Below are 20593 nucleotides of genomic sequence, written 5' to 3'. Positions count from 1 at the left end.
ATGCGTGTGACCGTTCCCGTGTTCCTGGCCGACGCCGCCGACTTCGCGCGCGGCGAGTTCGTGCTGGGCGGACCCGAGGGGCGGCACGCGGCGGCGGTGCGGCGCCTGCGTGAGGGGGAGCGGCTCGACCTGACCGACGGCGCGGGACAGGTCGCCGAGTGCGTGGCCCGCGAGGTCTTCAAGGACTCCCTGCGCGTGGAGGTGCTGCGCCGCTACGAGGTGCCCGCGCCCGCGCCACGGCTGATCGTCGTGCAGGGCCTGCCCAAGGGCGATCGGGGTGAGCTGGCGGTCGAGATGATGACCGAGGCGGGCGTCGACGTGATCGTCCCGTGGTCGGCCTCGCGGAGCATCACCCAGTGGAAGGGCGACAAGGTCGCCAAGGCGCTCGGCAGGTGGCGGTCCACCGCGCGTGAGGCGGGCAAGCAGGCCCGCAGGTTCCACGCCGCGGAGGTGGCGGAGCCGCACTCCACCGCGCGGGTCGCCGAGCTGCTGTCGGACGCGGCGCTGGCGCTGGTGCTGCACGAGGAGGCCGCCACGTCCCTCGCGACGGCCGAGTTGCCGGTGAGCGGCGACATCGTGCTCGTCGTGGGGCCCGAGGGCGGGATCTCGGCCGACGAGCTCGACCGGTTCACGGCCGCGAAGGCCGTCCCCGTGCTGCTCGGCCCGACCGTGCTGCGCACCTCCACGGCGGGGGTGGCGGCGGCCGCGGTCGTGCAGGCGCGCACCGGGCGCTGGTGACCGGCGGTCAGGGGCTGGACAGCGGGCTGGCGATGTCGGTGGGCGTGGGCACGGGGTCCTCGGGCGAGCACTGGTCCGCGCCGCAGTCGGGGTTGTCGGGGTTCTCGGCGCGCTCCGAGGGCGTGGCCGACGGGGTGGGGGTCGGGGTGCCGTCGAGGCACTCCTCCGGCGGCTGGGCGCTCTCCGACGCGCACGGCGTCGGAGTGGGCGTCGGCTTCGCCTTCCTGGTCGGCGCGTGAGTCTCTGACGTCTCCTTGGTCGGCGGGACGCTCACGGGCGGCGGTGGCACGGCGGGTCTGGTCTGCTGCTCGGTGGGCGGCGGTGACGTGGGCGGCCTGGAGGTGGCCGACTTGTCGGGCAGCAGGCTGCTCGTGTCGTCTATCGGAGTGACGGGCTGGACGTCCATCACCCTGTTGCGAAGCTCCGGGACGACCATCACGATCGTCCCCGCTACGAGGACGGCGCCCGCCGCCGCGGCGCCCGCGCGCAGCCAGAAAAGCCCTCGTAGCCCACGCCGTTCGATGCGCGCGCGGATGATCTCCAAACCCTCGGGAGACGGCACGACGGCGTCGGCCTCCGCGCGCAGCACTCGGCGCAGGATGTCGCCGTGCTCGTCCGGGGGCAGGGTCATGACATCTTCTCCAGAACGGAACGCAGGGCGGCCATGCCACGTGCCGTGTGGCTCTTGACGGCGCCCTTGCTGATGCCCATGGCATGGGCGATCTCGGCCTCGGACAGGTCCCCGTAGTAGCGAAGAACCAACGCCTCTCTCTGTCTCGCGGGCAGGGCCCGCAGCGCCTCGATGACGGCCGAGCGTTCGAGCTCGCCGATCGCGCCGTTCTCGGCGCTCGGGGCGTCGGGCAGACCCTTGGGAGCGTACTTCTCGACGACCGCGCGGTGACGCAGCACGGAACGGGACCGGTTGACGACAGACTGACGAAGGTAGGCGAGTGCTTTGTCGGGGTCGCGAAGTCTGCGCCATGCGCCATGAATGGCGACGAACGCATCCTGCACGACTTCCTCCGCTGTTGCTATGTCGCGCACCAGCAACACAGCGAGACGCACCAATGACCGAAAGTGCGCGCTGTAGAGCGCAGTCACGGCCATGTCGGCATCCCACCCGACCGGCACCGCCCCTAACGACCTGTCGGCCAGAAGGGTTTCGGTGGTCACATCAGTGGGACGCTCAGCCTTCCCGGAGGGTTTACGCTCTTGCGGTTCCTTAGGGGGCATGACCCAGTCGTGTCCTCGCCAGGTGGCCTCGCCCGACCCTGAATCGTCTTAGTTTCCGGAGGATTGTCGCACACACACCCTAACTGTGCGGATCTTTGCGCGCACGGCATGAGCGATTACCGATTGGCAACGGACCGCTGGCACGTTTCTCACCAGTCACTCGTTCTGCTGGTGATTCCGAGGCGGGATTCATAGAATGCGCGGACTACTCTGACGGGCGATCTTTGGGCGAGGTCATGGCAGAGGAGAACCCACCGACACCTTCTGACACCACAAGTGGCCGGCGCAACACCATTCCCAACACTCGCGTTCCGGAGATTACCGCCCTTATTACCGCCTTGGTGGCACTCGCCACCTTCGTCGCCGACCGCCCGCTCTGGGGCGCCGGGCTCATCGGATGCGCTCTGCTGGCGGCCGCGTGGGTGGCCAGGAAGAAGGTGGCGCGGGCGCTCAGGAAGCCACGGGAGGCCGCGGGAGAGCTCCTCGCCTGGGCGGGTGGCGTGGTGGCCAGCGGCGCCGCGGGCCTGGCGGGTCTCGTGGTCGGCGTGCTGGTGCTGGCCGCCGCCTCCGTGCCACTGGCCGCCGACGGCTCCCTGCGCGGGACCGGCGGGATCTGCCCTCCCACGCTGCAGATCAGGGTCGTCACGGCGCCCGAGGGCGTCGAGCTGTTCGACCGGGCGGGCAGGGAGTTCGCCCGCGACGTCGCCGACGAGTCCGGCTGCTCGCCCATCAGGATCAGCACCGACGCGATGCCACCGCTGAAGGACTTCTACGCGGGGTTCGCCAGGGAGTGGGCCGTTCCCCGCGCGCCCGGCTACCTGGAGCTGACGGGCCCGCGCCCCGACGCCTGGATCGCCGCCACCTCCGCCTCGGTGCGCCTGGCCGAGCAGCGGGTCGAGAACGTCGCCTCGAAGGTGGTCCTGGACGACCTGGGGACGTTCGCCACCTCCGAGTTGGTGATCGCGGTGCCACCGCAGGCGGCGCCTGCCTTCCCTGATGGTGAGACTCATGTGTCGGCGGAGATGGCCAAGGCCGCGCACCTGCTGCGTCCGCGGGCCGATCTGTCGGAGAGCGCCCTGGCCGGGAGCCTCGCCCTCTACCGGGGCGCCGCACGATCCGCCGACGCGGCCACCGAGCGGGAGCTCACGCTGCCCGAGGCGGCCGGACGCGACGCGGCGTCACTGCTGTGCAGGCTCGGCGCGCGCCTCGAGCTCGAAAGGCGCCCCCTGCTGGTGCCTGAGTACCTCTTCGCCGCGTTCAGCAGGGGTGAGCGCTTCGGCCGCTGCCCCGGTCAGCCGGGCGGACCGGCGGCTGTGCCGTACACCCTGGAGGGCGGCCCGCGCCTGGAGTACAAGGTGATCTCGGTCAGGTGGCCCGACCACAGCGCCGATCGCAGCGCCTGGGTGGCCAGGTACAAGGACTGGCTGGAGAAGGAGTGGGCGCCGGGCAACGGGTTCAGGGACACCGAGGGGAAGGGCTCCTTCCCTGGGCTGTCGCTGGCCGACACCAACGACGACGTCGTGCCGGCCGGCCCCGGCGACTACGCGGCCATGCTCGACAGGCTGCTCATGGCCCACCCCGAGACGAGCGTGGTCCTGGCCGTCGACACCTCCTTGACCATGGACAACGCCCTGCTGGACGGCGTGAGCCCGCTGCGCAGGGCCCAGCAGTTCGGCACCGCTCTGCTCGGGCGGCTGCACGGCGACACCGACTCCGTGCGGCTCAGGCTCTTCTCACAGGGGACCGTGCGCCCGCCCCCGACTCCCCAGACGGCCGACACGCCCGAAGCCGCGGCGGTGTCGCTGCGGAACCTGCCCCTGTCGCGCGGTGACGTGCCGCTCGACCAGGTGGCGCGCGAGGCGGCCGAGACGGCGGGCGCCTGGCACGACCCGGTGGTGGTGATCCTCACCGACGGAACCAGACTGCCCACCGGCCGGATCGACCTGCCAGGCGTGCGGGTCGAGGTCGTCCTGGTCGGGGAGGAAGATTGCGACCTGCCCGCCCTCGAGATGCTGCTGGACGGCGAGCAGACCGGCTGCGTGTGGGTGAACCAGGACCCCGTCGTGGCGGCGGACAGGTTCCTCGACCGACTCTGGAGGCCGTGACATGACGGGCGCGGCGGGGTGGTTCGGCGGCTGGCTGCGGCGGCACCGGACGGCGCTGTGCGTGGGCGTCCTCCTCGGCGTCGCGGCGCCCCTCGCGGCGATGCCGCCGCAGGGCAAGGCCCCGCCCGACTGCCCGAGGCGAGAGCGGATCCAGGTCGCCACCGGCAGCGACGTGTCCGTCAACGGCTACCGCCGCAGGCTCTTCACCAACTGGAACGCCACCAACGCCCCCAGTGACAAGGACGTCGACGTCATCGAGCTGTCCCCTGTCGCCGACGTCAAGCGCAGCGAGATGCTCGCCGCGCTCCAGGGCGACGGCTGCCCCCGCTACGACGTGGTGATCCTCGACGCGGCGTGGACCGCCGAGTTCGCCGCCGCCGGACTGCTGGAGCCCATGACCGGCGTGCCGTCCGGGCGGTTCGTCCCGGCGGCGCTGGCCACGGGACAGTGGAAGGGCACGCAGTACGCGCTGCCGTTCGCGACCGACGTGGGCCTGCTCTTCCGGCGCGCCGGCGGGCCCGCGCCCGCCGGCTGGCGCGACCTGTACGGCAACGCCGCGCTCCAGGGCTTCGTCACCCAGAACGACGACTACGAGGGCGGCACGGTGACCCTGCTGGAGGTGACGGGCGGCGTGCTGAAGGGCGAGCGCGTGGTCGTGGACGCGCGGGCGAAGGAGGGGCTGGCCGCGTGGTGGCACGCCCGCGAGACCCAGAAGATCGTCGAGGGCCCCTTCAGGGAGCGTGAGAGCCTGACCGAGTTCGTCACGGGATCGGCCCGCTACCTGCGCCACTGGCCCTACGCCTATCTGCGCCTCGCCGAGGCGGGGGTGAAGGTCGAGGTGTCACCGCTGCCGGGCGGCGGCGCGCTCGGCGGCTCGAACCTGGCGATCGCGGCCAGGTCCGAGCTGGCCGCCGAGTCGAGGGCGTTCGTCGACTACCTCACGCGGGCCGACAACCAGCGGCAGCTGTTCTCCTGCGGCGGCTACGCGCCCGTCGTCGAGGCAGCCTACGAGCGGGTCGATTCGTGCCAGATGCTGCGCGAGGACGGCTCCGCGCCCGCGTCGGCGACACCGGCGGAGCTGGGCCGGCTGCTCGAGACCGTTCATCAGGCGCTCGCCGCCGCCGAGCGTCCCGCGCTCGTGCACTACGCGCAGTTCAGCCAGACCCTCAGGGACTGCGTGCGCACCGTCCTGGAGAAGGACCACGCCAGCGGGGCGGAGTTCGCGGACGCGGTCGAGCGCGCGCTCGCGACGGCGCTGCCCGACGCGGTCGCCGGCCGGCCGGGCGCGGGGGAGAAGTGCCGGTAGGGTGCTGCCGTGACCGACTGTCTCTTCTGCAAGATCGTCGCCAAGGAGATCCCGGCCGAGATCGTCTACGAGACCGGCAGGGTGCTGGCCTTCCGCGACATCGACCCGAAGGCTCCCACGCACGTGCTGGTGATCCCGAAGGAGCACCACGCCGACGCTGCCGCGCTCGCCGCCGCCGACGACGGTCTCGCCGACGACGTGCTCAAGGCCGCGCACGCGGTGGCCCTCCAGGACGGTGTGACCGACTCCGGCTACCGCGTCGTCTTCAACACGGGGCCGGGCGCCGGCCAGACCGTTTTCCATGTGCACGCGCATGTTCTCGGTGGGCGCAACCTCACCTGGCCACCCGGCTGATAATGGCGCGAGTCAGGCGGGTGTGCACGGCTACCATGAAGTGAGAACACCCGACCGAGACCGGGAGGCATCAGGCCGCCAGGCCTGCCCATGTCCGAGCTAAACGAATCCCGCAGAACGGCACCACCCACGCGCACTCAGGCGAAGGTGCTGATTCCGGACGAATACCCGATGGTCGGCCTCCTGGGCTCTCGCGACGAGCTGCTGCGCGTCATCGAGGGCGCCTTCCGCGCCGACATCCACGTCCGTGGCAACGAGATCACCGTCACCGGCAGCCCAGACGAGAGCGGCGCGGTCGTGCGCCTGTTCGAGGAGCTGGTGGAGGTGCTGCGCAACGGCGGCGAGCTGACCGCCGACGCCGTCGAGCGCAGCATCGCCATGCTGAAGATGACCTCCGAGCGCCCCGCGGAGGTGTTGTCCCTCGACATCCTCTCCTCGCGCGGGCGCACGATCCGGCCCAAGACCGTCAACCAGAAGCGCTACGTCGACTCCATCGACAAGCACACGGTCGTGTTCGGCATCGGCCCCGCCGGCACCGGCAAGACCTATCTCGCGATGGCCAAGGCCGTCCGCGCGCTTCAGGAGAAGAAGGTCAACCGGATCATCCTGACCAGGCCCGCCGTGGAGGCGGGAGAGCGGCTCGGCTTCCTGCCCGGCACGCTCTACGAGAAGATCGACCCTTATCTGCGCCCGCTCTACGACGCGCTGCACGACATGCTCGACCCCGACTCCATCCCCAAGCTGATGGCCGCGGGCACGATCGAGGTCGCGCCGCTGGCGTACATGCGCGGACGCACGCTCAACGACGCGTTCATCATCCTCGACGAGGCGCAGAACTCCTCGGCCGAGCAGATGAAGATGTTCCTCACCCGACTGGGCTTCAACTCCAAGATCGTGGTGACGGGTGACGTCACCCAGGTCGACCTGCCCACCGGCACGGTCAGCGGCCTGCGGGTGGTGCAGGAGATCCTCGACGGCATCCCCGACATCCACTTCGCCCGGCTCACCAGCTCCGACGTGGTGCGTCACAAGCTGGTCAGCGACATCGTCGACGCCTACGGACGCTACGACGCCCTCCAGGAGCCGAAGCAGTTCCACCAGCAGCGGCGGGGGAAGCGGCCGTGAGCGAGCGCAGGGAACACAGCCATCTCATGCTCGGGCGGCCGACGAAGGAGGACGCATGAGCATTGAAGTGAACAACGAGTCGGGGGTGGAGGTCGACGAGCAGTCGTTCGCCGCCCTCGCGGGGCACGTCCTCGGCGAGATGGGCATCAATCCGCTCGCCGAGCTGTCGATCCTGGTGGTCGACGAGTCGGTCATGGCCGACCTCCACGAGAAGTGGATGGGCGAGCCAGGGCCGACCGACGTGCTGTCCTTCCCCATGGACGAGCTGCGTCCCGGCAGTGGCGCGCGAGGTGACGGCGACGCCGCCACCGACCCCGCGCTCCTCGGCGACGTGGTGCTGTGCCCGCAGGTGGCGGCCAGGCAGGCGGAGACCGCGGGCCACAGCACCGAGGACGAGCTCGACCTGCTTCTCACCCACGGCATCCTGCACCTGCTCGGCTACGACCACGCCGAGCCCGAGGAGCACAAGGAGATGTTCGGCCTGCAGGCCAAGCTCCTGGGGTCGTGGCAGGAGGTGCGCACCCAGCGGTGAACGCGTGGCTACCTTCGGCCGTCGTGCTCGTGGTGATCGGTGGAGTGATCGCCAGTGCCGAGACGGCCCTGTCCCGCATATCCCGGGTGCGCGCCGAGGAGTTCGTCCGCGAGGGGCGCAGGGGCGCCGAACGGCTCCAGGCCGTCGTGGCCGACCCGCCCCGCTACCTCAACCTGCTGTTGCTCCTCCGGCTGAGCTGTGAGCTGGTCGCCACGGTGATCGCCACGCTGCTGTTCATCGACCTGCTCGGCGACCAGGGCTTGGCCTACGCCGCGGCGGCGGCCGTCATGATCGTGGTCAGTTACGTGATCGTCGGCGTCTCCCCTCGCACCCTCGGCCGTCAGCACGCCGAGCCCATCGCCCTGGCCAGCGCGCCCATCGTCTACGGCCTGACCAGGATCTTCGGTCCGCTCCCCAAGCTGCTCATCCTGCTCGGCAACGCGCTGACGCCAGGCAAGGGCTTCCGCGACGGCCCCTTCACCTCCGAGGCCGAACTCCGCGACCTGGTCGACCTGGCCGAGGAGCGCAGAGTGATCGAGCCGGACGAGCGCGAGATGATCCACTCGGTCTTCGAGCTGGGCGACACGCTTGTGCGCGAGGTCATGGTGCCGCGCACCGACATGGTGTTCATCGAGCGGGGCAAGACGCTCAACCAGTCGATGTCCCTGGCGCTGCGGAGTGGTTTCTCCAGGGTTCCGGTGGTCGGCGAGAACGAGGACGACGTCGTCGGCATCGCCTATCTCAAGGACATCGCGCGCAGGGTGCACGAGTCGTCCGACGACGCGGAGGCGAGGATCGAGTCGATCATGCGCCCCGCCACCTACGTGCCCGAGAGCAAGCCGATCGACCAGCTGCTGCGCGAGATGCAGGCGCGCCAGATCCACCTGGCGATCGTCATCGACGAGTACGGCGGCACGGCGGGCCTGGTCACCATCGAGGACATCCTGGAGGAGATCGTCGGCGAGATCACCGACGAGTACGACCAGGAGGCGCCCAGGGTCGAGGTCCAGCCCGACGGGTCGATGCGGGTGACGGCCAGGATGCCGGTGGACGAGCTCGCCGAGCTGTTCGACACCGAGATCGAGGTCGACGACGTCGAGACGGTGGGCGGCCTGCTGGCACACGCGCTGGGACGGGTGCCGATCGCGGGATCCCAGGCGATGGTGGCCGGGCTGCAGCTGACGGCCGAGAGCCTGGCGGGGCGGCGCAACCGCATCAGCACCGTGGTGGTGCGGCGGGCCGTCCCCCCTGAGGAGGAGAGCGTCCCGGCGGCGGCCGAACAGGACTGACCTCGGCAAATTCTCCCAGGTCACCCTAGGCGTGGACGGACTCCGTCAAAGGCGCAAGCGTTCTACAAGTGACTTGCAAGGCCGCCCCTCCACCATGTTTCTCGACACCCTGTGCGGTGGGTGTCGGAGGGAGCAACCGGAGCGCCGGAAGGGGTTCGCGGCGCGAAGGAAGCTCCGGGGGGAACGCGACGCCCGGCCTGCTAGCCGCGGCCAGGCGTTGCATTTCGTGAAGGGTGCTCTCGCCCGGGTCGACCTCGACCGGGCGAGAGCACCCTTAACTTATGTGCGGATTTTCCCAGGGTTGCGGCGAAGACGCTTCATTCGCTCAGGGACGGGGCAGATATCCCGTCGGCGTGAGCGATCATCGGGGGAGATCATGGCGCTGATCGGCAAGGTGGGGATCATCGGTGTGGCCGTGGCCTGCGGGCTGCTCGCGGCCGGTCTGACGCGATGTGGTGGGCAGGAGGCGGTCTCCGACGGGGGAGAGATTCAGCAGAGCCTCAGGCTGAGGGCGCTCCTGAGCAAGGAGCCCGTGTTGCCCGACGGCTTCTCCGGCCGGGCCCGCGCGGCGTGGCGCTCGCCGCTGACGACGGCGAGCCAAGCTTGCAGGGCCGTACTCGACGCCGCCACGGGACATCCGCCCACGCGCGCGCTGGAGGGCCACGCGGCGGTCAGCTTCCAGGGCAACGTGCTCGGCGAGCTGGCCGCGGTGGGGATGGCCGTCTACGCGGGCGGCGAGGCGCAGGGCCACCTCGAGGAACTGGGCCGGGCCCTGGACAGCTGTCCGAAGTTGAGAGGGGCCGACCCGGCGAGCGGCACGCGGCTCAGGCTCTCCGAGCTCGCGCTGCCCAGGCTCGGTGACGAGGTGGTGAGCAGGCAGCTGCGCGGACGCCTGAACGGCTACCCCTACGCGCTCGACCTCGTGCTGGTCCGGCAGGGTGACCGGCTGGTCTCGCTGGTGCACACGGGGATCGGCACGGTCGACGCCAGGCGCACGGTGGAGCTCGCCAAGGCCTTCGCCGGCGTGGCTCGCTAACCTGGGGTCGTGACTCTCGATCCCGAAGACTCCAAGATCATTACGCTGGCCCGTGCGGCCAGGGCCCGCAACGACGCCAAGGAGGGCGCGGCGGTGCGCGACGAGACCGGCCGCACCTACTCCGCGACGAGCGTCGAGCTCGCCTCGCTGCGGCTGTCGGCCGTGCAGGTGGCGGTGGCCATGGCGGTCTCCAGCGGCGCCCAGTCGCTCGAGGCGGCGGCGCTGGTCACCGCGGGCGAGGGCGCGGGCGAGGCCGACGAGGCGGTGGTGCGCGAGCTCGGCGCCAAGACGCTGTTCGTGGCCGGCCCTGACGGCACGCTCAGGAACTGACATGCCCATGTCGCCGTTCCTGGCCGACCTGCGCAAGCTGGTCGGCAACTCGCTGCTCATGCTGCCCGCGGCCACCGGCTGCGTGTTCGACGACGAGGGGCGGCTGCTCGTGGCCAGGCACGCCGGGGAGCCCGAGGTGTGGGCGCCGCCCGGCGGCGGCATCGACCCCGACGAGCGTCCCGAGGACACGGTGGTGCGCGAGCTGCACGAGGAGCTCGGCGTCGACATCGAGGTGCGCGGCCTGATCGGGGTGTTCGGCGGGCCCGAGTTCCGCACCACCTACGCCAACGGCCACCAGGTCGCCTACGTCAACGCCGTCTACGGCTGCGCGCTGGTCGGCGGCGTGCTCAACCCCGACGGCGAGGAGATCACCGATGCCCGGTTCGCCACCGAGGCGGAGCTCGCCGGCCTGCCGCTGCCCGCCTGGAGCCCCCGTGTTCTGCCGCAGGCGTTCGCCTGGTGGCGAGAGCGCTGGTCGGCATAGGCGAGAATTCTAAGGTGACCAGTAACCATCGCGCCGGATTCGCCTGCTTCGTCGGCCGCCCCAACGTCGGCAAGTCCACGCTGATGAACGCCCTGGTCGGCACCAAGGTGGCGATCACCTCCTCCAAGCCGCAGACCACCAGGCGCGCCATCAGGGGCATCGTGCACCGTCCCGACGCGCAGCTGGTCATCGTCGACACCCCCGGGCTGCACCGGCCGCGCACGCTGCTGGGCGAGCGGCTCGACAGCCTGGTGCTGTCCACGCTGACCGAGGTCGACGTCATCGGCTTCTGCGTGCCCGCCAACGAGAAGATCGGCAAGGGCGACCGCTTCATCGCCGACAAGCTCGCCGCGGTGAAGAAGACGCCGGTCGTGGCCGTGGTCACCAAGTGCGACCTGGCCACCAAGGAGCAGATCGCCGAGCAGCTGCTGGCGCTGTCGCAGCTGGCGGAGTTCGCCCACATCGTGCCCGTCTCCTCCGAGAACGGCGACAACCTCGGCCCGCTGGCCGACGTGCTGATCTCGGAGCTGCCCGAGTCGCCGCCGCTCTACGAGGGCGGCCAGCTGACCGACGAGCCCGAGCAGGTGCTCGTGGGCGAGCTGATCAGGGAGGCGGCGCTCGAAGGGGTGCGCGACGAGCTGCCCCACTCGATCGCGGTGGTGGTCGACGAGATGCTGCCCCGCGAGGGGCGCGACGACCTGCTCGACATCTACGCGCACATGTTCGTCGAGCGTCCCTCGCAGAAGGCGATCGTCATCGGGCACAAGGGCGAGCGGCTGCGCGATGTGGGCACGAGGGCGCGCAAGCACATCGAGGCGCTGCTCGGCACCCGCGTCTACCTCGACCTCCGCATCAGCGTCGCCAAAGACTGGCAACGCGACCCGAAGCAACTCCGCAGGCTCGGGTTCTACGACTGATTTTCTTTCTTTCTGGTACGGCGGGCCGGGTTGGCGCCTCCGTCCGGTGCGGGGTGCCGTCCGTTGACGGCGCTGCTCCAGCGGGACTTCGGTGGTCGTGGTAACGGCGCATCGTCGGACGCCTGGGTGGTGAACCCACGGCGCCGCAGCCGGGTGCCTTACCTGTGGTCCGGCGTTTGTCAGGCTCCCCTGTGGGACTGGCGTTTGTCACGCATCCCATCCGGCGTCCTCGCGTCCTGCGCCTTCGCCTTCGGCGGCTTCGCATCCGGTGGTGCCGCGTTCTGGTAGTGGTGGGTGGTCGTGGCAGGCGGCTGGGTCTCTGCCGGTGAGGTAGTGGTGCAGGGCGCCGGCGCCCTCGAGCATGGTCGTTGATCGGTGGGTCAGGTCTGACTGGCGTTGGGCGATGGCGGCGCGGAGGGCGTCGCTGCTGCCGGTTCGGCGCAGGCCGTCGAGGATGGGCTGGATCTGGGTCATGGGGTAGCGGCCCTGCCGCAGCATGTTGATCATCCGGGCGTCGCGGACGTCCGCCGAGCCGTACGTGCGGTATCCGGTGCCAGGAGCCCGCTGCGGGGTGAGCAGGCCCGCCGACTCCCAAACGCGCAGGGCCGAGGTGCGGACGCCGAGGTAGGCGGCCACCTCTCCGATGCGCATGCCTGACGGCGGCGCCACAGAGCCGTCGACGTCCTGTTCCGCGACCGCTTCGAGCGCTTCGCCGGCCGCTCGCAGGGAGAGCCGTTGTTCGTGGAGCGCGGCATGGCCGGCATCCAGCAGGGCGAGCGCGAGCGGCACGTCCCCCGCGTGGACGGCCTGCATGATCGACCGCGCGGTCTCCCACCCGTATCCCCTCGCCAGAGCGCGGTAGGTGAACAGCGCGCGGCGATGCGCCTCGTCGAACCTGCGATAGCCGGCGGGGGTCCGCGGGGCGGGCGGCAGGATGCCGGCGTCGGCGTAGTTGCGGATCTGCTGGGTGGAGATCCCCGCCAACCGGGCCAGGTCGATGGGGCGAAGCGCGCGCTCCAAAGGGTGCTCCTCTCTCCGGCAGGGTTCACCAGCGACTTGAAGGTTATCGGCTCTTGATTCCAGGTGGGACGGTCGTCAACGACGAAAAGTCTCGACAGCTTAGTTCAATGAGAAACTTGAAGGCATGGATGGCGGCAACAGGCCGGGGACATCCGTGCGTCGGGTGTCACGACAAGAGAGCCATCCAGTCGGGCGACGAACCACACGAACACTCATCAAGTGACTAGGGAAAGGGATACGTGGTCTCCATCGACCAGACAAGCGATGTCCGGCACCACGCCGCCGACAGCCACGACGTGATCGAGGTCCGCGGCGCGAGGGAGAACAACCTGAGAGGGGTCTCCCTCGACCTCCCCAAGCGAAGGCTCACCGTCTTCACCGGCGTCTCGGGCTCGGGCAAGTCCTCACTCGTCTTCGACACGATCGCCGCCGACTCACGGCGCCTGATCAACGAGACCTATACGGCGTTCCTCCAGGGCTTCATGCCGAGCCTCAGCCGTCCCGACGTCGACGCGCTGCGCAACCTGAGCGCGGCGATCATCGTCGACCAGGAGCGGATGGGCGTCAACGCGCGCTCCACCGTGGGCACCGCCACCGACGCCCACACCATGCTGCGGATCATGTTCAGCCGGATCGGCAGCCCCTACGTCGGCCCGGCCTTCGCCTTCAGCTTCAACAGGGCGGAGGGCATGTGCCTCACGTGCGAGGGGCTCGGCAAGGTCTCCGACATCGATGTCGACCAGCTGGTCGACAGGGAGCTCTCGCTGAACGACGGGGCGATCAAGGTGCCCGGGTTCGGGGTCGACACGTGGTACTGGCAGCTGATGGCGCACTCGGGCCTGTTCGACCCCGACGCCAAGCTGAAGGACTACACCCCCGAGCAGTGGGAGGACTTCCTCCACAAGCCCGCCACCAAGATCAAAATCGGCTCGACCAACCTCACCTACGAGGGACTGGTCACCAAGGTCAGGCGGCTCTACCTGGCCAAGGACCGCGAGTCGATGCAGACACAGGCGCGCGCGTTCGCCGATCGGGCGGTCAAGCTCACCGGCTGCCCGGCCTGCGGCGGCTCCCGGCTGAACGAGGCCGCGAGGTCGTCCCTGATCAACGGTCTCAACATCGCGCAGTGCTCGGCCATGCAGATCAACGACCTGGCCACGTTCGTCCGGAGCATCGACGACCCGTCCGTCGGCCCCATGCTCGAGACGCTGAGCGACACCCTCGACTCCCTCGTCGAGATCGGCCTCGGCTACCTGAGCCTGGACAGGGAGTCGTCCACGCTCTCGGGCGGCGAGGCGCAGCGGGTGCGGATGGTCAGGCACCTCGGCTCCAGCCTGACCGACGTCACGTACGTCTTCGACGAGCCCACGGCGGGGCTGCACCCGCACGACATCCAGCGGATGAACGACCTGCTGCGCCGCCTGCGCGACAAGGGCAACACGGTGCTCGTCGTCGAGCACAAGCCGGAGACGATCACGATCGCCGACCACGTGGTCGACCTGGGGCCCGGAGCGGGCGCGGCGGGCGGCAGCATCTGCTACACCGGCGACCTGGACGGCCTGCGCAAGTCGGACACCCTGACCGGCCGCTACCTCGACCACCGCGTCACCCTGCGCGACAAGGTGCGCCAGCCCACGGGGCTGCTGCCGATCACCGGCGCCACCCTGCACAACCTGCGGGACGTCAGCGTCGACATCCCCCTTGGCGTCCTCACGGTCGTCACCGGCGTGGCGGGCTCGGGCAAGAGCTCGCTGATCCACGGCTACGTCGCGGGCAGGGACGGCGTGGTCGTTGCCGACCAGTCGGCCATCCGCGGCTCCCGCCGGAGCAACCCGGCCACCTACACCGGCGTGCTCGACCCGATCCGCGCCGCGTTCGCCAAGGCCAACGGCGTGAAGCCGGGCCTGTTCAGCGCCAACTCCGAGGGCGCCTGCCCCACCTGCAAGGGCATCGGCCTCATCTACACCGACCTCGCCATGATGGCCGAGGTGGCGTCGGTGTGCGAGAAGTGCGAGGGCAAGCGGTTCACCCCCGAGGTGCTGACATACCTGCTGCGCGGCAGGAACATCAGCGAGGTGCTCGGCATGTCGGTGGCCGAGGCTCGCGAGTTCTTCCCCACCGGCCAGGCCAGGACGATCCTCGACCGCCTCGCGGCGGTCGGTCTCGGATACATCGCCCTCGGCCAGCCGCTCACCACGCTGTCCGGCGGGGAACGGCAGCGGCTCAAGCTCGCCATCCACATGGCGAAGAACGGCACGACCTACGTCCTGGACGAGCCGACCACCGGCCTGCACCTCGCCGACGTGGACCAGCTGCTCGCCCTGCTGGACCGGCTCGTCGACGACGGCAACACGGTCATCGTCATCGAGCACCACCAGGCGGTGATGGCCCACGCCGACTGGATCATCGACCTCGGGCCTGGAGCGGGCCACGACGGCGGGCGGGTCGTCTTCTCTGGCCCGCCCGAGGACCTGGTCGAGAATGGCGACTCGCTCACGGCCAGACATCTGCGCGCCTACGTCGGGAGGGGGTAGGCCGCTCCGGCGGGCCGCCGACCCGCGAGACGCCCGGCTCACTGCCGGGCGTCTCGCTCGGCTCTCTGCGGGGTGTCTCTCTCGGGTTTCTGCCGGGCGTCGCGCTCGGGTCTCTCTGGGCGTTGCGCGTCCGACCTGGTCGGGATGCACGGCGCTACCACCGAGAGCGCCGGCACCGAGAGCGCCGGCACCGAGGTCACATGGGTGTGGCCGGGGCTCGAGGCCCGTCCGGAGTTCGCCGGCGCGGTGTTCGAGGAGATCGACCATGTGGTTTTGCGGGCGACGTTGCGGCGGCGCGCCGGAGTTCTGCTGGAGTGGCGTGATGGACGGGTGGCCGGCGGTGACCACGGTGGCCTATCGGTGGCTTGCCGTACGGGATGGGGGTCAGGACTCAGGCGCGGCGGGATGGGGACTCGGGCGCGGGCCGGGGCGCGCGGGTGAGGCAGAGCAGGGCGAGGACGGTCACCGCGAGCGCGGCGGCCAGGGCGGCGAACCAGCCCGCGCGCAGGCCCGGCTCGATCGACAGCACGCCGAGATCGACCGCCACCCGGTCGCCGATGCCGCGCGGGTCGGCGACGTACACCACCAGCAGCGCGCACGCCGTCGCCCCCGGGAGGGCGGCGAGCGCGGTCAGGAAGCGGCCGCGCAGCAGGCCGGCGACGCCGAACGCGGCGGCGGCCAGTCCCGCGACGAGCGTGTAGACGCCGAACGGGTCGTCGACGCCACGGACGTCCTGGCTGAGCCCGGCGCCCAGCAGGTCGAGCCTGGCGTCGATGCCGGCCCAGGGGAGCAGCGCGGTGAAGGCGAGGAGCAGGCCCGAGAGGACGACGGCGACGGCGAGGCCCCGCCTGCGGGGGCGAGGATGGGTGTCGGCCACGCCCTCACGATACGCCGGGACCGCCACCAGATCCCGATCACACGACCGTCACCACCGTCAGGGCGCCACTCGCCTGCACGGCGGGCGGCGCCGTGGCGGTGGCGGGTTCGTTGAGGTCGGCCTGTGGTGAGGGGTTCGTTGGGGCCGGCTGCGGTGGTGGGTTGTTCGCTCGGGTGGCGGGTTTGCTGTTGTGGCGTCACAGCGGTCCGCCCGCGACGGCCGGTGCTGGCGGCCGCCGCGGGCGGGAGGGTTTCGCCGGTCAGACGGTTTCGACGGCGGCCACCCCGGCGGGGGTGCTGACCGGGCGGTGGGCCTGCCTGCGCTCCAGCAGCCCCGAGATCACGGCCAGCACGAGCGCGGAGCCCGCCAGCAGTCCGCCCACCCAGTTCGGGGCGGTGATCCCGAGCCCGGCGGAGATCACGAGTCCGCCGAGCCACGAGGCCAGGGCGTTGCCGAGGTTGAAGGCGCCCACGTTGACCGCCGAGGCGAGCGTCGGCGCGCCGGATGCCAGGTCGAGCACCCGCTTCTGCAGCGGCGGCACGGTCGCGAAGCCGAGGGTGCCGATCAGCAGGACGGCCACGGCCGAGGCGACCTGGGAGTACGCGGCGAAGGTGAACAGTCCGAGCACCACCGCGAGCGCGGCCAGCGAGACGTAGAGGAGGGGCATCAGCGCGCGGTCCGCGAGCCGTCCGCCGACCAGGTTGCCGATCACCATGCCGACGCCGAGCAGGACGAGCATCCACGTGAGGCCGGACTCACCGAACCCGGCGGCCTCGGTCATCATGGGCGCGATGTAGGTGATGGCGGCGAAGACGCCGCCGAAGCCGAGCACGGTCATCCCCATGGCGAGCAGCACCTGGACGTCGCGGAGGGCGGCCACCTCGCGGCGGACGAGTCCGGTACGCGCCGTCTTCAGGGTGCCGGGGTTCTTGTCGGCGGGGACGAGCAGCGCGACGCCGATCACCGCGATCACGCCGAGCGCGGCGACGACGGCGAAGGTGAGACGCCATCCGGCCTGCTGTCCGAGCAGGGTGCCCAGTGGCACGCCGACGACGTTGGCCACGGTGAGCCCGGTGAACATCAGCGCGATCGCGCTGGCCCGCTTCTGCGGCGCGACCAGGTTGGCCGCGACCACCGAGCCGATGCCGAAGAACGCGCCGTGGGCCAGGGAGGCCACGATCCGTCCGGCGAGCATGACGCCGTAGGCCGGGGCGATGGCCGAGAGCAGGTTGCCCACGACGAAGATGCCCATCAGCGCCATGAGCATGTGCTTGCGGGAGACGCGGGTGCCGAGAAGGGTCATGAAGGGAGCGCCGATGAGGACGCCCATGGCGTATCCGGTGACCAGGTATCCGGCCGTCGGGATGGAGACGCCGAACTCGGCGGCGACCTGGGGCAGCAACCCCATGATGACGAATTCGGTCGTCCCGATCCCGAAGGCGCCGATGGCCAGGGCCAGGAGTGCGATGGGCATGTCAGATCCCCCGAGTAGAAGAGTGGAATGCGCTCACAATAATTGCACACGCGGGTTAATGCAAACGCGTGCTTTTGCGTGGTGGAGGTATCCTGGAGGCATGTCGAACCTTCTCGCGCAGAGCTGGTGCACGCTGTCCGCGCTGCACAACCGGATCGACGCCCATGTCGAGCGCGCTCTGCAGACGGCGCACGAGCTCAGCGTGCGCGAGTTCTCGGCGATGCTGCTGCTCAGCGGGCAGCACTCGGGGGAGGGCGGGCACCTGAGAATGAACCAGCTCGCCGACGCGCTGGGGCTCAGCCAGAGCGCGACGACCAGGCTGGTGGCGCGGCTGGAGGACCGGGGGCTGCTGACGCGGTACCTGTGCGCGACGGATCGGCGCGGCATCTACACCGATGTGACCGCCTCGGGGCGGGAGCTGCTCGAGAGGGCGCGTCCGACCAACGACAAGGCGCTGCAGGAGGCGCTGGACGAGGCCGAACGACACCCGGAACTGGCACCACTCGTGGCAGCGGTCCGCGCCCTGGACTCCACCTGGCCCCAGCTCCCCACCCCGGCCTGAGCAACCTCCGGGGATGGCACCCTGAGCCACCACCTGGACGCTTCCTGACCCTCTCTCGGGACCGCCTCCTGGGGATCTTCCGGGAGCCGCCTCCTGTTGCCATGCTTTGGGTTCGCGTGAGCGGTGGGCTGGGCGTCTGGGGGGTCACCAGGCGGTTTGAGCCTCGCCCCAGTCTAGGCGGCGGCGCAGCTCGACCGCGTCGGCGGCGAGGGCGGAGACGAGCACCCCAGGCCCCGCCAACGGCAGCACGGCCACGCCCTCCGCGACGACGCTCCCCCCGGCGCCACTCTTCAAAGCGACACCCCCTGAAGCGACACCTCCCGAAGTGGCACTCCCCGGTGTGATGGCACTCCCCGGTGTGGCACTCCCCGGAGCAACACCCTCGGGAGCAACACCTCCCCAGGCGATGTCCTCCGAAGAGATGATCGCTGAGGCGGCGTCCCCGGCGGGGATTTTCTCTATGGGCAGTGCGGTAGGGGAGATCTCCGGGGTGGTTCGGTGTGGGGGAGCGGTGAGGAGGGTGGTGCCGATGCAGCGGGCTGGACCGTAGACCGCTGGGGAGCCGTCGAGCGCGGGGTCGCCGATGGCGAGCTCCTGGCGCAACAACGGGCGTCCCTCCACCGTGGCGTCGAACCTGGCGACGCAGCGGCCGGGCGCCTCGCCGTACCGGCCGAAGACGATCTCCTCGCGCCAGCGGACCCGCGCGCCCTCGGCCAGCGTGAGGCGCACCTCCATCCGGTGCGCGCAACCGGCGGCCAGCACGGTCGGTTCGGGGGTGAACGACAGGAGCGCGCCCTCCCCGACGCGGGCGGTGACCACGAAGAGCGACTCGCCCTCGCCCGGCAGTACCAGCGTGCTCGCGATCGAGCCGATCTCGAGGTGGGTGCCGGGCGCGACGTCCAGGTCGAGTGCGAGGTGGTCGCCGCCGAGCGGGCCCGCCGCCGTGGAGACCAGATGGACGGTGTGCGGGTCCGTCTGGCGCAGCGTGAGCGGCGGGTCGGAGCGCAGGACGGGGAGGATGGTCCGTCCGCCTGACAACGCGGTGGCCACGACCGCACTGGCCCGCATCGCCCGCCGCCCCACCCCGCCGCCTGACGCCACCCGCAGGCTCGACGCGAGTCCCGGTTTCGAAGACGGGTCCGATGCGAAGGTGGGTGTCGGCTGGGCGGCCGGAGGGGGGTGAGGGGGTCGGGTGGCCGGGGTGGGTTGCATCAGGCGACAGGGGTGTGCTCGTGGGACCAGGCGTGGACCCGTTCCGCGACCCACGACGCCACCTCGCTCGCGCCGCCGTCCCGCCTGATGGAGGTGAACAGCACCGGCCTGCCCTCCCGTACGGCCGCCGCGTCTCGCTCCATCACGCCGAGGTCCGCGCCCACCAGCGGCGCCAGGTCGGTCTTGTTGACCACGAGCAGGTCGGCCGTCGTGACGCCCGGGCCGCCCTTGCGCGGCACCTTGTCCCCGCCCGAGACGTCCAGCACGAAGATCTGCGCGTCGGCCAGCCCCCTGCTGAACGTCGCCGTCAGGTTGTCCCCGCCGCTCTCCACGATCACCAGGTCGAGTGGGCCGAACCGCTCCTCCAGCGTCTCCACCGCGTCGAGGTTGGCGGCGATGTCGTCGCGGATCGCGGTGTGCGGGCAGCAGCCGGTCTCCACGGCGAGGATGCGTTCGGGGTCGAGCACGCCCGCCCTGCGCAGGAAGTCGGCGTCCTCGGTGGTGTAGATGTCGTTGGTCACCACGCCGAGGCGCAGCTCAGGGCCGAGCGCCCGGCAGAGCGCCGCGACCAGGGCCGTCTTGCCGCTGCCGACCGGCCCGCCGACGCCCAGGCGCAGGGCGCGACCGTGGCCGTCGGGTGCGTGGTGGTGATCCTCGTGGTTGGCGCCCATGGCGATCCTTTCCTAGGAGACGAAGAGCCTGAGGTCGGCCCGCGTATGCCGTTCGGCCAGCAGGTCGAGTGCCGGGGCGGACGTGGCGGGCGGTCGGTCGGCCGCCGCCGCCCTTCCGGCCACGGCCTCCAGGTCGGGGGCGAGGTCGGCGAGCAGGCGGTGCACCTCGACGGGGTCCAGGCCGAGCAGGCGCACCGCGGCCGTGGCCGGTCCCGCCACCGCGTGGTAGGCGGCCGCCAGGGCGGCCTCGGCCGGCGTCGCCCCCGCCGCGTGCGCCACCGCGCCGAGGGCGACGGGGTGATGGGGGTTCGGTACGGCGCGCGCCAGCTCCTCCAGCACCGGTGACGGCCACACGCGTCTGGCGACCCTGAGCAGGAGCCTGCCCTGCTGCCGGTTGGCCTCGCGCTGGGCGGGGGAGGCGGTGAGCGCGTCGGCCTCGGCGTCGAGGTCGGGCCAGGTCATGGGGGCGGATGGGGCGCCGCTCGGCCCGGTCTGCCCAGCCGACGTGGTCGTGGGCCGGGAGCCCACCCCGCTGGAGGCTGGCTGGGGTTCTTCGGGGGAGGCTGCCGGAAGCTGGGCGGTACGGCAGGCCGCGGCCGCGAGGCCCGCCGCGATCAGGCCCGCCGTGTGGAGGCGGCCCGAGAAGAAGGCGCGCAGCGACGTCAGGTCGTGGACGGCCCCCGTCCTGACCGCCTGCTCCGCCCCGCCCGAGTGGGCGTGGCCACCGGCGGGCAGGCGCGAGTCGGCGAGCAGAAGCAGGGTGGCGGCGCTCATCGGAAGCTCATCACCCGCGC

General features: G+C 71.1%; 21 protein-coding genes. 13 read left to right on the top strand and 8 right to left on the bottom strand.

Annotated elements, in window-relative coordinates:
* Positions 1-6 precede the first annotated feature (6 nt).
* Complete coding sequence (locus tag H4W81_RS25420; protein ID WP_192777115.1) at positions 7-738, top strand: 16S rRNA (uracil(1498)-N(3))-methyltransferase; 732 nt, start codon at positions 7-9, stop codon at positions 736-738.
* Between the two features lie 7 nt (positions 739-745).
* Here the strand turns inward: H4W81_RS25420 and H4W81_RS25415 are convergent, their stop codons facing one another.
* Both H4W81_RS25415 and H4W81_RS25410 read right to left on the bottom strand, forming a co-directional pair.
* Positions 746-1369, bottom strand: coding sequence for a hypothetical protein (locus H4W81_RS25415; RefSeq protein ID WP_192777114.1), 624 nt, complete (start codon positions 1367-1369; stop codon positions 746-748).
* Positions 1366-1845: a SigE family RNA polymerase sigma factor gene (locus H4W81_RS25410; protein WP_183660508.1), complete on the bottom strand. Its 480-nt coding sequence runs from the start codon at positions 1843-1845 to the stop codon at positions 1366-1368. The genes H4W81_RS25415 and H4W81_RS25410 overlap by 4 nt, the downstream gene beginning before the upstream one ends.
* Before the next feature lie 467 nt (positions 1846-2312).
* Between H4W81_RS25410 and H4W81_RS25405 the strand changes: the two genes are divergently transcribed.
* From H4W81_RS25405 to era, 10 genes are all read left to right on the top strand, one after another.
* On the top strand, positions 2313-4076 hold the full coding sequence (locus H4W81_RS25405; protein WP_192777113.1) for a VWA domain-containing protein: 1764 nt from the start codon (positions 2313-2315) through the stop codon (positions 4074-4076).
* A 1-nt stretch (position 4077) separates the two neighbouring features.
* Entirely contained in the window at positions 4078-5382 is a 1305-nt protein-coding gene (locus H4W81_RS25400) for an extracellular solute-binding protein (protein ID WP_192777112.1), read from the top strand.
* Between the two features lie 9 nt (positions 5383-5391).
* Positions 5392-5736 carry a histidine triad nucleotide-binding protein gene (locus H4W81_RS25395; RefSeq protein ID WP_192777111.1) on the top strand — a complete coding sequence of 115 codons (345 nt, stop codon included), beginning with the start codon at positions 5392-5394 and terminating at the stop codon, positions 5734-5736.
* Positions 5737-5826: 90 nt separating this feature from the next.
* Positions 5827-6861 carry a PhoH family protein gene (locus H4W81_RS25390; protein WP_192777110.1) on the top strand — a complete coding sequence of 345 codons (1035 nt, stop codon included), beginning with the start codon at positions 5827-5829 and terminating at the stop codon, positions 6859-6861.
* Between the two features lie 55 nt (positions 6862-6916).
* On the top strand, positions 6917-7393 hold the full coding sequence (gene ybeY / locus H4W81_RS25385; RefSeq protein ID WP_192777109.1) for an rRNA maturation RNase YbeY: 477 nt from the start codon (positions 6917-6919) through the stop codon (positions 7391-7393).
* Positions 7390-8682: a hemolysin family protein gene (locus tag H4W81_RS49465; protein ID WP_192777108.1), complete on the top strand. Its 1293-nt coding sequence runs from the start codon at positions 7390-7392 to the stop codon at positions 8680-8682. The genes ybeY and H4W81_RS49465 overlap by 4 nt, the downstream gene beginning before the upstream one ends.
* A 376-nt stretch (positions 8683-9058) precedes the next feature.
* The gene (locus H4W81_RS25375; protein ID WP_192777107.1) at positions 9059-9718 is read left to right on the top strand and encodes a hypothetical protein; all 660 of its coding nucleotides are present in this window, start codon (positions 9059-9061) and stop codon (positions 9716-9718) included.
* Positions 9719-9727: 9 nt separating this feature from the next.
* The gene (locus H4W81_RS25370) at positions 9728-10048 is read left to right on the top strand and encodes a cytidine deaminase (RefSeq protein ID WP_192777106.1); all 321 of its coding nucleotides are present in this window, start codon (positions 9728-9730) and stop codon (positions 10046-10048) included.
* 1 nt (position 10049) lies between these two features.
* Positions 10050-10532 (top strand): NUDIX domain-containing protein, encoded by a 483-nt coding sequence (locus H4W81_RS25365; RefSeq protein ID WP_192777105.1) that lies wholly within the window; start codon positions 10050-10052, stop codon positions 10530-10532.
* Between the two features lie 14 nt (positions 10533-10546).
* A complete protein-coding gene (era, locus tag H4W81_RS25360; protein WP_192777104.1) occupies positions 10547-11449 on the top strand; it encodes a GTPase Era in 903 nt (300 codons plus the stop codon).
* 207 nt (positions 11450-11656) lie between these two features.
* Here the strand turns inward: era and H4W81_RS25355 are convergent, their stop codons facing one another.
* Positions 11657-12469 (bottom strand): MerR family transcriptional regulator, encoded by an 813-nt coding sequence (locus H4W81_RS25355; RefSeq protein WP_192777103.1) that lies wholly within the window; start codon positions 12467-12469, stop codon positions 11657-11659.
* Between the two features lie 239 nt (positions 12470-12708).
* Here H4W81_RS25355 and H4W81_RS25350 point away from each other — a divergent pair, with 239 nt between their 5' ends.
* Positions 12709-15003, top strand: coding sequence for an excinuclease ABC subunit UvrA (locus tag H4W81_RS25350; RefSeq protein WP_318781941.1), 2295 nt, complete (start codon positions 12709-12711; stop codon positions 15001-15003).
* Between the two features lie 391 nt (positions 15004-15394).
* On the opposite strand, the gene H4W81_RS25345 is transcribed toward H4W81_RS25350, so the two are convergent.
* Together H4W81_RS25345 and H4W81_RS25340 are read right to left on the bottom strand one after the other, a co-directional pair.
* Entirely contained in the window at positions 15395-15880 is a 486-nt protein-coding gene (locus H4W81_RS25345) for a hypothetical protein (RefSeq protein WP_192777102.1), read from the bottom strand.
* A gap of 259 nt (positions 15881-16139) precedes the next feature.
* Complete coding sequence (locus H4W81_RS25340) at positions 16140-17354, bottom strand: MFS transporter (RefSeq protein WP_192777101.1); 1215 nt, start codon at positions 17352-17354, stop codon at positions 16140-16142.
* Between the two features lie 100 nt (positions 17355-17454).
* On the opposite strand from H4W81_RS25340, the gene H4W81_RS25335 reads away from it, so the two are divergent.
* Positions 17455-17916 (top strand): MarR family winged helix-turn-helix transcriptional regulator, encoded by a 462-nt coding sequence (locus H4W81_RS25335; RefSeq protein ID WP_192777100.1) that lies wholly within the window; start codon positions 17455-17457, stop codon positions 17914-17916.
* Between the two features lie 144 nt (positions 17917-18060).
* Here H4W81_RS25335 and H4W81_RS25330 read toward each other — a convergent pair whose 3' ends face one another.
* The 3 genes from H4W81_RS25330 to H4W81_RS25320 form a co-directional block, all read right to left on the bottom strand.
* Positions 18061-18984, bottom strand: coding sequence for an urease accessory protein UreD (locus H4W81_RS25330; protein ID WP_192777099.1), 924 nt, complete (start codon positions 18982-18984; stop codon positions 18061-18063).
* A gap of 143 nt (positions 18985-19127) precedes the next feature.
* Entirely contained in the window at positions 19128-19799 is a 672-nt protein-coding gene (gene ureG / locus H4W81_RS25325; RefSeq protein ID WP_192777098.1) for an urease accessory protein UreG, read from the bottom strand.
* 12 nt (positions 19800-19811) lie between these two features.
* A complete protein-coding gene (locus H4W81_RS25320) occupies positions 19812-20573 on the bottom strand; it encodes an urease accessory protein UreF (RefSeq protein WP_192777097.1) in 762 nt (253 codons plus the stop codon).
* Between the last annotated feature and the right edge of the window lie 20 nt (positions 20574-20593).

It is taken from the genome of Nonomuraea africana (assembly GCF_014873535.1).
GTDB lineage: Bacteria > Actinomycetota > Actinomycetes > Streptosporangiales > Streptosporangiaceae > Nonomuraea > Nonomuraea africana.
The sequence above is the reverse complement of the archived record's forward strand: the minus strand, read 5'-3'. Positions and strand labels throughout refer to the sequence as shown.

What these genes read in the sequence shown, in the direction of transcription:
- H4W81_RS25390 (WP_192777110.1), top strand. Translation starts at nt 5,827, where the DNA reads ATGTCCGAGCTAAACGAATCCCGCAGAACGGCACCACCCACGCGCACT.
- H4W81_RS25365 (WP_192777105.1), top strand. Translation starts at nt 10,050, where the DNA reads ATGCCCATGTCGCCGTTCCTGGCCGACCTGCGCAAGCTGGTCGGCAAC.
- H4W81_RS25410 (WP_183660508.1), bottom strand. Translation starts at nt 1,845, where the DNA reads ATGGCCGTGACTGCGCTCTACAGCGCGCACTTTCGGTCATTGGTGCGT.
- H4W81_RS25415 (WP_192777114.1), bottom strand. Translation starts at nt 1,369, where the DNA reads ATGACCCTGCCCCCGGACGAGCACGGCGACATCCTGCGCCGAGTGCTG.
- ureG (WP_192777098.1), bottom strand. Translation starts at nt 19,799, where the DNA reads ATGGGCGCCAACCACGAGGATCACCACCACGCACCCGACGGCCACGGT.
- H4W81_RS25375 (WP_192777107.1), top strand. Translation starts at nt 9,059, where the DNA reads ATGGCGCTGATCGGCAAGGTGGGGATCATCGGTGTGGCCGTGGCCTGC.
- ybeY (WP_192777109.1), top strand. Translation starts at nt 6,917, where the DNA reads ATGAGCATTGAAGTGAACAACGAGTCGGGGGTGGAGGTCGACGAGCAG.
- H4W81_RS25340 (WP_192777101.1), bottom strand. Translation starts at nt 17,354, where the DNA reads ATGCCCATCGCACTCCTGGCCCTGGCCATCGGCGCCTTCGGGATCGGG.
- H4W81_RS25320 (WP_192777097.1), bottom strand. Translation starts at nt 20,573, where the DNA reads ATGAGCGCCGCCACCCTGCTTCTGCTCGCCGACTCGCGCCTGCCCGCC.
- H4W81_RS25400 (WP_192777112.1), top strand. Translation starts at nt 4,078, where the DNA reads ATGACGGGCGCGGCGGGGTGGTTCGGCGGCTGGCTGCGGCGGCACCGG.
- H4W81_RS25335 (WP_192777100.1), top strand. Translation starts at nt 17,455, where the DNA reads ATGTCGAACCTTCTCGCGCAGAGCTGGTGCACGCTGTCCGCGCTGCAC.
- H4W81_RS25330 (WP_192777099.1), bottom strand. Translation starts at nt 18,984, where the DNA reads ATGCGGGCCAGTGCGGTCGTGGCCACCGCGTTGTCAGGCGGACGGACC.